This window comes from Gimesia chilikensis, assembly GCF_008329715.1.
In the GTDB taxonomy this organism is placed as follows: Bacteria; Planctomycetota; Planctomycetia; order Planctomycetales; family Planctomycetaceae; genus Gimesia; species Gimesia chilikensis.
The window spans coordinates 1-328 of record NZ_VTSR01000030.1; the positions used below are offsets into that span (position 1 = coordinate 1).

Below are 328 nucleotides of genomic sequence, written 5' to 3' on the forward strand. Positions count from 1 at the left end.
CCTGGGCAGCGACAACCTGGACGGCGGCGGTTACGGCGTCGGCAGCGGTAACGGCGGCAACGATGTGTTCCTGATGGAACCGGGGGCCGGCGGCAGTGTCGACGTGATCACCGACATCCACGGCAACGACACGGTCGACTTCCGCTTCGCCAGCCAGGGCATCGTCTTCGATGTGGATATCATCAACACTCCACAGGACGTCTTCGGGGGGAACACGGTTGAACTGCGTCAGCTGCAGCCCGAACAGCCGGACACGAACCCCAGCTTCATGGAAAACGTGGTCGGCAGTGAATTCGATGACTACATCTTCATCGATCCGCTCTCGCAG

General features: G+C 61.3%; 1 pseudogene. It reads left to right on the top strand.

Going from position 1 to position 328, the window contains the following annotated elements:
- Positions 1 to 328 (top strand): annotated as a pseudogene (locus tag FYZ48_RS29350) (hypothetical protein); the annotation flags it as partial.